This is a genomic window from Roseateles sp. P5_B10, assembly GCF_056400485.1.
The window spans coordinates 21,543-29,607 of the sequence record NZ_JBFULE010000013.1 but is presented as its reverse complement, the minus strand read 5'-3'; the positions used below and the strand labels follow the sequence as shown (position 1 = coordinate 29,607).

Sequence of the window (8,065 nt, the reverse complement as noted above, 5' to 3'; positions counted from 1 at the left end):
ACGTGCACACCCTGGTCGTCAGCGACGGGCGGGACGCCGAGCTGGTCGAGCTCCGCCGCGCGGTCGTGGCGGCGGGTGGCACCGTCTACTGGCGCTACCAGTCGGTGCCGGCGCTTTTCGTGACCTTGCCCGTTGACAAGGTTGACGCGCTCGCTGCGCGGCCGGACGTGCAGAGCATCTCGCCGAACCGGCGCGCGGCCCGCACGTTCAGCCTGACCGAGGCCTCCACCGGCGCAGCCGACGTGCGTGCCGCCACGATCGGCGCGGCGCGGGGCCTGGACGGCTCGGGCGTCGCCATCGCCGTGCTGGATTCGGGCATCGCTGGGAACCACACCGCGTTCACCGATGGCCAGCGTTCGCGGGTCGCACGCGCCGTCGACTTTGAGAAGGTGACGCAAGGCGGCGCGGGCCGCGCCTGGCAGCCCGGCGTCGACCGGTCCGACGCGGCGCTCGACGAACGCCAGCAAGCGGCGGGCGGGGCGGATCCGTATGGCCACGGCACGCATGTCGCGGGCGTCGCCGCAGGCCGCTCGACGTCGCGTCTGCCCGAGTCGAGCGGCATCGCCACCCAGGCCTCGCTGGTCGACGTCAAGGTGCTTGACAGCCGCGGCGAAGGCGAGCTGAGCGATGTGCTGGCCGGGATCGACTGGGTCATCGCGCATGCGAAGCAGCAAAACATCCGCGTGCTCAACGTGAGCCTTGCCGCCGATTCGACCGAGTCGTATCGGACCGACCCGCTGTGCGGCGCGCTGCGCGGCGCGAGTGCAGCCGGCCTCGTGGTGGTCGTGGCCGCCGGCAACTACGGCACGGACGCCTCCGGTCAGGAGCGCTACGGCACGATCAGCTCGCCGGGCAATGAGCCCTCGGTCATCACCGTGGGATCGGCCAACACGCAGGCGACTGCCTCGCGCAGCGACGACGCAGTCAACCATTTCAGTTCCCGCGGGCCCACCCGCGGCGGCCTGTTCCTGCCCGACGGGCGCCGCGTCGCCGACAACCTGCTCAAGCCGGACCTGGTGGCTCCGGGCAATCGCATCGTCGGCCCGATGGCGGCCGGCAGCACGCTCGCCACGGACTTCCCCTCGCTGTCGGCGCCCTACGGCGGCACGGCGCAGCCGCGGGGCCGCGAGCTGATGGACCTGAGCGGCACTTCGGTCGCTGCGCCGGTGGTGTCCGGTACCGTGGCCCTGATGTTGCAGGCCAACCCCGGCCTGACGCCCCCGTTGGTGAAGGCGATCCTGCAGTACACCGCGCAGGCCCTGCCGGGCGCCAACCTGCTGCAGCAGGGCGCGGGCCTGCTGAACGTCGACGGCGCGGTGCGGCTGGCCGGTGCGCTGCGCAGCGATCTCGCCACGGTCATCGCCAGCGGCCGCATCGCGGCGGGTGCGCCGCTGCTGGCGCCGGGCCAGGTGATGCCCGCGCCGGTGTCGATCATCGGCGGTCAGTCGGTGCCCTGGAGTCGCATCATCTTCGCCGGCGGGCGCCACCTCTACAGCGGCAGCGCGCTTTTCACCCGCTACCAGCCGGTGTACGACCCGGGCCTGTTCTGGGTGGGCGGCAGCGCGACGCGCGTTACTGTCCAGATCCGCCCCGGCGCGGCGCTGTCGACGATCACGGCGTCTCCCGTGCCGACRGGGCAGCGCTTCCTGACCGACGGCGTCATCACGCTGAATTCGCTGGTCGGCCGCAGTTCGCTGCCGGGTCGCACGGGCGTCTTCGTCCCCACCGCGACGCTTTCCGGCTGGCTGGCATCGGGCAGCGGTGTGGTGCTCAGCGAAGGCGTCGTCCTCAGTGAGGGTGTGGTCCTCAGCGAAGGGGTCGTCCTCACCGAAGGCGTGGTGCTGAGCGAAGGCGTGGTGCTCAGCGAGGGTGTCGTGCTGAGCGAGGGCGTGGTGCTCAGCGAGGGTGTCGTGCTCAGCGAAGTTGCCCGCACCGGCGAACGATGATGGTTGCTGCAGGCGCCGAGCCCGGAGTGAGCTGGCCTCGGCGCGTCCATCAGGCACTGATGCCGGACTACAACCGCAAGGCGGCGGTGTATTGGTGGGCGGTGGTCTGCATCGGTGTGGTGGTGCTCGCGCACTCGTTGCGCCACGTCGTGAGCCTTTCGCCGGATGCCTGGTTGCGCGTGGTGGGCGGCACGCTGCTGGCGATGCTGGCCGGGCTGGTGCCGGTGCGGATTCCGCGTTCAACGAACTCGTTCACCGCTGGCGAGATCTTCATCTTCCTGCTGCTGCTGCTGAACGGGCCGGAGGCCGCGGCCGTGGCGTCGGCAGCGGAAGCGCTGGTCGGCGCCTGGCGCACCTCCAAGCGCTGGACCAGCCGCATCGCCAGCCCCGCGATGGCGGCCATTGCCATGTTCAGCGCCGGCACGGTGCTGCACGTGGCACTGGGCGAACTGCGTAGCCATCAGCTGGAGAGCGACAGCCTGATCCTGCTGGGCGCGATCCTGTTTGCGCTCGCCTACTTCGTGCTGAACACCGTGATGGCCACGGCCGTGCCACGGCTCAAGCGCAACGAGCCGCTGTCGGTCCGGGCATTCGTCGACGCATTCGGCTGGCTTGGCATCGCCTACGCGGGCAACGCCTCGGTGGCGACATTGCTGTTCCTCAGCTTCCGGCAGTCGGGCATCGTCGTCGTCGTCGCGGCCACGCCGATCATCGTGATCCTGCTGACGACCGGCCACTTCTTCTTTCGCCGCGAGGAAGCGGCCGAAGCGGTGCGCAAGGCGCGCGAGCAGCAATTGGCGCAGAAGCAGGCGCTGGAGAACGCGCGCCAGTCGGGCATGGCCGAGATCGCCACCAACGTGCTGCACAACGTGGGCAATGTGCTCAACAGCGTCAATGTGTCGGCCGAGTTGATCAGTGGCAAGGTCCGCGGTTCGGAGGCGGCTGGGCTGGCCCGCGCGGTGGCGCTGCTGGACGCGCATGCGCAGGACCTGGGCGACTACCTCACCCGCGACGCGCGCGGGCGGCTGCTGCCAGGCTATCTGAAGCAACTCTCGGTGGCGGTGGCCGAGGAGCGCCAGCAGATCCTTGACGAGCTGGCGGCGCTGACGCGCAGCGTGCGCCACATCAAGGAAATCGTGGCGACGCAGCAGTCCTACGCCGGCGCGTCCAGCATGGTCGAATCGACCCGCATCACCGACTTGATCGAAGATGCGCTGCGCATCGATACCGGCGGCATCGGTCCTCTGCGCGTGGAGCGCGAGTTCGAGGAGGTGCCGGCGTTGATGCTGGACAAGCACCGCACGCTGCTGATCCTGGTGAACCTGATTGGCAACGCGCGCCATGCGGTGCTGCAGGCGCCGCCCGACGTCGGGCAATGCATCGTGGTGCGGGTACGGGCGGTTGAAGGCGATCGCCTCCAGGTGGCTGTTGCCGACAACGGTTGCGGCATCGCGCCGGAGAATCTCACGCGCATCTTCGCGCACGGGTTCACGACCAAGCAGGACGGCCACGGTTTTGGCCTTCATAGTTGCGTATTGGCAGCCCAGGAGATGGGCGGTACGCTGACTGCCCACAGTGACGGCCCCGGAACCGGGGCCACCTTCACGCTTGAGCTACCTCTGACCGCTGCCACGGACACCCAGGCATGAACTCCTTCGAGAACCGTCGCGTCCTGCTGGTCGACGACATGCCGACGATCCATGCGGACTTCCGCAAGATCCTCGCGCCCGAACTCGGCGCCGCGTCGGCGCTGGAAGCCGCCAAGGCGGCATTGTTCGGCGACGAGATCACCGCAGCTGCCCAGCCCTTCGAGCTCGACTCGGCCTACCAGGGCCAGGAAGGCCTGGCCCGCGTGGTCGAGGCGCTGGCGCAGGGCCGGCCCTATGCGGTGGCCTTCGTCGACATGCGCATGCCGCCCGGGTGGGATGGCGTGGAGACGGTCGAGCGCCTTTGGCAAGCCGACCCGAGGCTGCAGGTGGTCTTCTGCACCGCCTACTCCGACGCCTCATGGGAGGAGGTGCTGCAGCGCCTGGACACCCGCGGCCGGCTGCTCATCCTGAAGAAGCCCTTCGACAACATCGAGGTGAGCCAGCTGGCCAACGCGCTGGCTGCGAAATGGCAGGCCACGCAGCAGGCTGCCGCGCAGATCGATCAACTTGAAGCCGCGGTGGCTGCGCGTACCACCCAGCTGACGCAGGCGAACGCGGCGCTGCAGGCGGAAATCACGGAGCGCAAGCAGCTGCAGACCCAGCTGGTGCAATCGCAGAGCCTGGCGTCCATCGGGCAGCTCGCCGCCGGGGTGGCGCACGAGATCAACAACCCGATTGGCTATGTCTTTGCGAACCACGGCACGCTGGATACCTACCGGGAACAGTTGTTCGGGCTGCTCGGCGCCTACCGCGCGGCCGAGGACCAGCTGCCCGCGAGCCTGGCCGCATCGCTTGCAGCACAGCGGGAGCAGGTGGGCCTGGACTACCTGCACGACGATATGCCGGCGCTGATCCAGGAGTCGCGCGAGGGCCTGATGCGGGTTCGCCAGATCGTGCAGGACCTGAAGGATTTCTCACGCGTCGACGCCGGGCAGGAATGGCAGCGCGTCGACCTGCACGCGGGCATCGAATCCACGCTCAACCTGGTTGCCGGCGAAGTGCAGCACAAGGCCGACCTGGTGCGGGAGTTCGGCCGGTTGCCGGACGTCGACTGCATGCCGTCGCAGATCAACCAGGTGGTACTGAACCTGGTCGTCAACGCAGCCCAAGCGATCGATAGCGGGGTGCGCGGCACGATCACGCTTCGAACCGGTTGTGAAGGCGACGCGCATGTGTGGCTGGAAGTGGCCGACACGGGCTGCGGCATGCCGCAAGAAGTGCTCGGGCGCATCTTCGAGCCCTTCTACACCACCAAGCCGGTCGGCCAGGGCAGAGGGCTCGGGCTGTCCTTGTCCTACGGCATCGTGCAAAAGCACGCCGGGCGCATCGACGTGCACAGCCAGGTCGGCAGCGGCACGACGTTCCGCGTCACGCTGCCGATGCGGCGCGCCGAGGCGACGCCGGGCTGAGCGCGGTGACTGGGGCCCAGGTCGGTGCGCCGAACGGCTACTGCGCCAACCACCCCGCCAGCTTTTCCGCAATCATCAATGTCGGCGAATTCGTATTGCCGCTCGTGATCGTCGGCATCACGCTGGCATCCGCGATGCGCAAGCCGCTCACGCCGCGCACGCGCAGCCGCGAGTCGACCACCGCGCCGGGGTCGTCCTTGCGGCCCATGCGGCAGGTGCCCACGGGGTGGAAGATGGTCGTCGCGATGTCGCCGGCCAGCCGCGCCAGTTCCTCGTCGGTCTGGAACTGCGGGCCCGGCTTGTATTCCTCGGGCTTGAAGCCGGCCAGCGCCGGCTGGGACACGATGCGGCGCGTCAGCTTCAGGCTTTCGGCCGCGACGTGCCGGTCCGCCTCGGTGGACAGGTAGTTGGGCCGGATGGCCGGCGCCACCGTCGCGTCGGGCGAGGTGGCGAGCACCGTGCCGCGGCTGGTCGGGTTGAGGTTGCAGACGCTGGCCGTGAAGGCGTTGAAGCCGTGCAGCGGTTCGCCAAAGGCATCCAGCGACAGCGGCTGCACGTGGTATTCCAGGTCGGGCCAGACCTTGTCGGGGTGGCTGCGCGTGAAGGCGCCGAGCTGGCTGGGCGCCATGCTCATCGGCCCGCTGCGGCGCAGCGCGTACTCCAGGCCGATCATGGCCTTGCCGAGCAGCGAGGCCGAGCGCGTGTTCAGCGTCTTCGCGCCGTCCACCTTGTAGACGGCGCGGATCTGCAGGTGGTCCTGCAGATTGGCGCCCACTCCCGGCAGGTGCTGCTCGACCGTAAGCCCCAGGCTCTGCAGCAGGTCGGCCGGGCCGAGGCCGCTGAGCTGCAGGATCTGCGGCGAGCCGATGGCGCCCGCGGCCAGGATGACCTCGCCGCCGACGTTGAGCCAGGGCTGTTCGACGCCATGAGGTGTCAGCACCTCGACGCCGCTGCAGCGCAGGCCCGTGTCGTCCTTGAGCAGACGCAGCTTGCGTACCTGGGCGCCCGTCCACAGCTCGAAGTTGGGCCGCCCAAAGGTGGTCGGCCGCAGAAAAGCCTTGGCCGTGTTCCAGCGCCAGCCCTTCTTCTGGTTGACCTCGAAATAGCCCACGCCCTCGTTGTTGCCGGCGTTGAAGTCGCTCGTGGCCGGGATGCCGGCTTGGGCGGCGGCGGCGGCAAAGGCGTCGAGGATGGGCCAGCGCAGGCGCTGTTGCTCGACCCGCCACTCGCCCTTGTGGCCGTGCACGGCGGCAAAACCCTCGGGTGCGGTCTTGGGCGTATCCAGCCGCCAGTGGTTCTCGTGCTTGCGAAAGGCGCGCAGCACGCGCTCCCAGCGCCAGGTGTCATCACCTGTCGTCTCGGCCCAGTGCTCATAGTCGCGGCTCTGGCCACGCATATAGATCATGCCGTTGATGCTGGAGCTGCCGCCCAGCACCTTGCCACGCGGGTAGCGCAGGCTGCGCCCGTTCAGCCCGGCCTCGGCCTCGGTGTTGAAGCACCAGTCGGTGCGCGGGTTGCCGATGCAGTAAAGGTAGCCGACGGGGATGTGGATCCAGTGGTAGTCGTCCTTGCCGCCCGCCTCGATGAGCAGGATGCGCTTCTCCGGGTTGGCGCTGAGCCGGTTCGCGAGCAGGCAGCCGGCGGTGCCGGCGCCCACGATGATGTAGTCGAAACCTTGTCGGGACATTGAGGCGCTAGCTGGGCATGCGAAGGGCGAAACCCCAAGCGTACGTCACTCGGCGTTGGCGCTCCCCAGGCGGTACCAGTCCAGCTTGCGCGTCAGCGTCATCACGGTGGCGAGCACGGTGAACAGCAGGATGGCGCCGATGGCCAGGGCCGCCTGCTCGCGGCTCAGCAGCACGTACAGCGCGCCGTAGAGCAACGCGATGCCACTGCCGAAGGCCGCGCCGCGCAGCCAGCCGCCCAGCATGGCCGCGGCGTATTGCGTCAGCACCAGGGCCGCCGCGCCGGCCGCGATCAGGTAGGCAACCAGGAAGGGCAGATGCTCCGACAGGCTGAGCAGCAGCAGGAAGAACAGGCTCAGCGCCAGGCCGACGAGCAGGTATTGCACCGGGTGCACGCGCCGGCCGGTCAACAGCTCCGTGAGGCCGACGGTGACGAAGGTCAGCGCGATGAACATCAGGCCGTATTTGATGGCGCGGTCGCTCATGACGTAAGGGTTCACGGGGTCGATCAGGTCAACGCTCAGCGTGTCCAGGTTGCCGTTGCCGGCGATCACGTCGGCGACGCCGCCGCTGGCCAGTTCAGTGACCTGCCAACGCGCCTTGAACCCGTCGTCACTGACGTCGCTGCCCGTGGGCAGGAAGCGCCCGCCAAAGCTCGGGTGCGGCCAGCTGGATTCCAGCGTCATGGTCGTGTCGCTGGCGGCGGGCACGAGGGCCAGGCTCTGCGTGCCGGCCAGGTCCACGACCAGCTTCAGCTCGAGGCGCTCGCCGGGAGGCGGGGTCTGAACGATGGCATGCAGGCCCGAGGGATAGGCGGCGTCCAGCGTGCCGGGCCTGACGGTCAGCGCATGACCGTCGCGTGTCAGGGTGACCTTGCGCAGGCCGCGAGCGTCCTTGGCTGAGAACATCGCGATGACGTCGCCGCATTCGACGCGGCCGCCGGCGTTGTCGGGCCTGGGTGTCAAACCTGAGGTTTCCTCCCAGCGTGCCAGCAGGGTCAGCTTGCCGGCATAGGTGTTGACCTTGAACAGGCCGCGATGGCGTGGGTCGGGCACGAGATCCCCGCTGACCTGCAGCTGGGCAGGGGGCAGCCGATGCGCGAAGTTGCGGGTCTGGACGCCATCCTTGTAAGGCGCCCAGGTCTCGGTGCATTGGCGCAGCAGGATGGGGCCCAGCAGCGTCTGCGGGCCGGCGAGCGACTGCTCGACGTTTTGTTCGGCCTCGTGCTGCCGGGCCTGGCGCTCATGCGCGAGACCGCGGATCTCGCCGAGCACGACGACCAGCAGCAGGGTGATGACGGCCAGGATGACCAGCTTGAGGAAGAGAGGGTGCTTGTTCATGCCGACAGCATCGCCAGCGGTGGTGAGCAGACAACG

The 8,065-nt window shown here is 68.9% G+C and carries 5 protein-coding genes; 3 read left to right on the top strand and 2 right to left on the bottom strand.

Annotation, left to right across the window (positions count from 1 at the left end; all coding sequences use genetic code 11):
• The 3 genes from AC1DU6_RS02295 to AC1DU6_RS02285 form a co-directional block, all read left to right on the top strand.
• Positions 1 to 1,946: S8 family serine peptidase (locus tag AC1DU6_RS02295; RefSeq protein WP_477855977.1), on the top strand; the 1,946-nt coding region annotated here is incomplete at its 5' end.
• Positions 1,947 to 2,005: 59 nt separating this feature from the next.
• The gene (locus tag AC1DU6_RS02290) at positions 2,006 to 3,595 is read left to right on the top strand and encodes a sensor histidine kinase (RefSeq protein WP_457319928.1); all 1,590 of its coding nucleotides are present in this window, start codon (positions 2,006 to 2,008) and stop codon (positions 3,593 to 3,595) included.
• Positions 3,592 to 5,004, top strand: a complete 1,413-nt coding sequence (locus AC1DU6_RS02285) for an ATP-binding protein (protein WP_457319930.1) — start codon at positions 3,592 to 3,594, stop codon at positions 5,002 to 5,004. The genes AC1DU6_RS02290 and AC1DU6_RS02285 overlap by 4 nt, the downstream gene beginning before the upstream one ends.
• Positions 5,005 to 5,041: 37 nt before the next feature.
• On the opposite strand, the gene AC1DU6_RS02280 is transcribed toward AC1DU6_RS02285, so the two are convergent.
• The gene (locus AC1DU6_RS02280) at positions 5,042 to 6,691 is read right to left on the bottom strand and encodes a GMC family oxidoreductase (RefSeq protein WP_457319932.1); all 1,650 of its coding nucleotides are present in this window, start codon (positions 6,689 to 6,691) and stop codon (positions 5,042 to 5,044) included.
• Positions 6,692 to 6,736: 45 nt separating this feature from the next.
• On the bottom strand, positions 6,737 to 8,029 hold the full coding sequence (gene creD / locus AC1DU6_RS02275) for a cell envelope integrity protein CreD (protein ID WP_457319934.1): 1,293 nt from the start codon (positions 8,027 to 8,029) through the stop codon (positions 6,737 to 6,739).
• Positions 8,030 to 8,065: the final 36 nt, after the last annotated feature.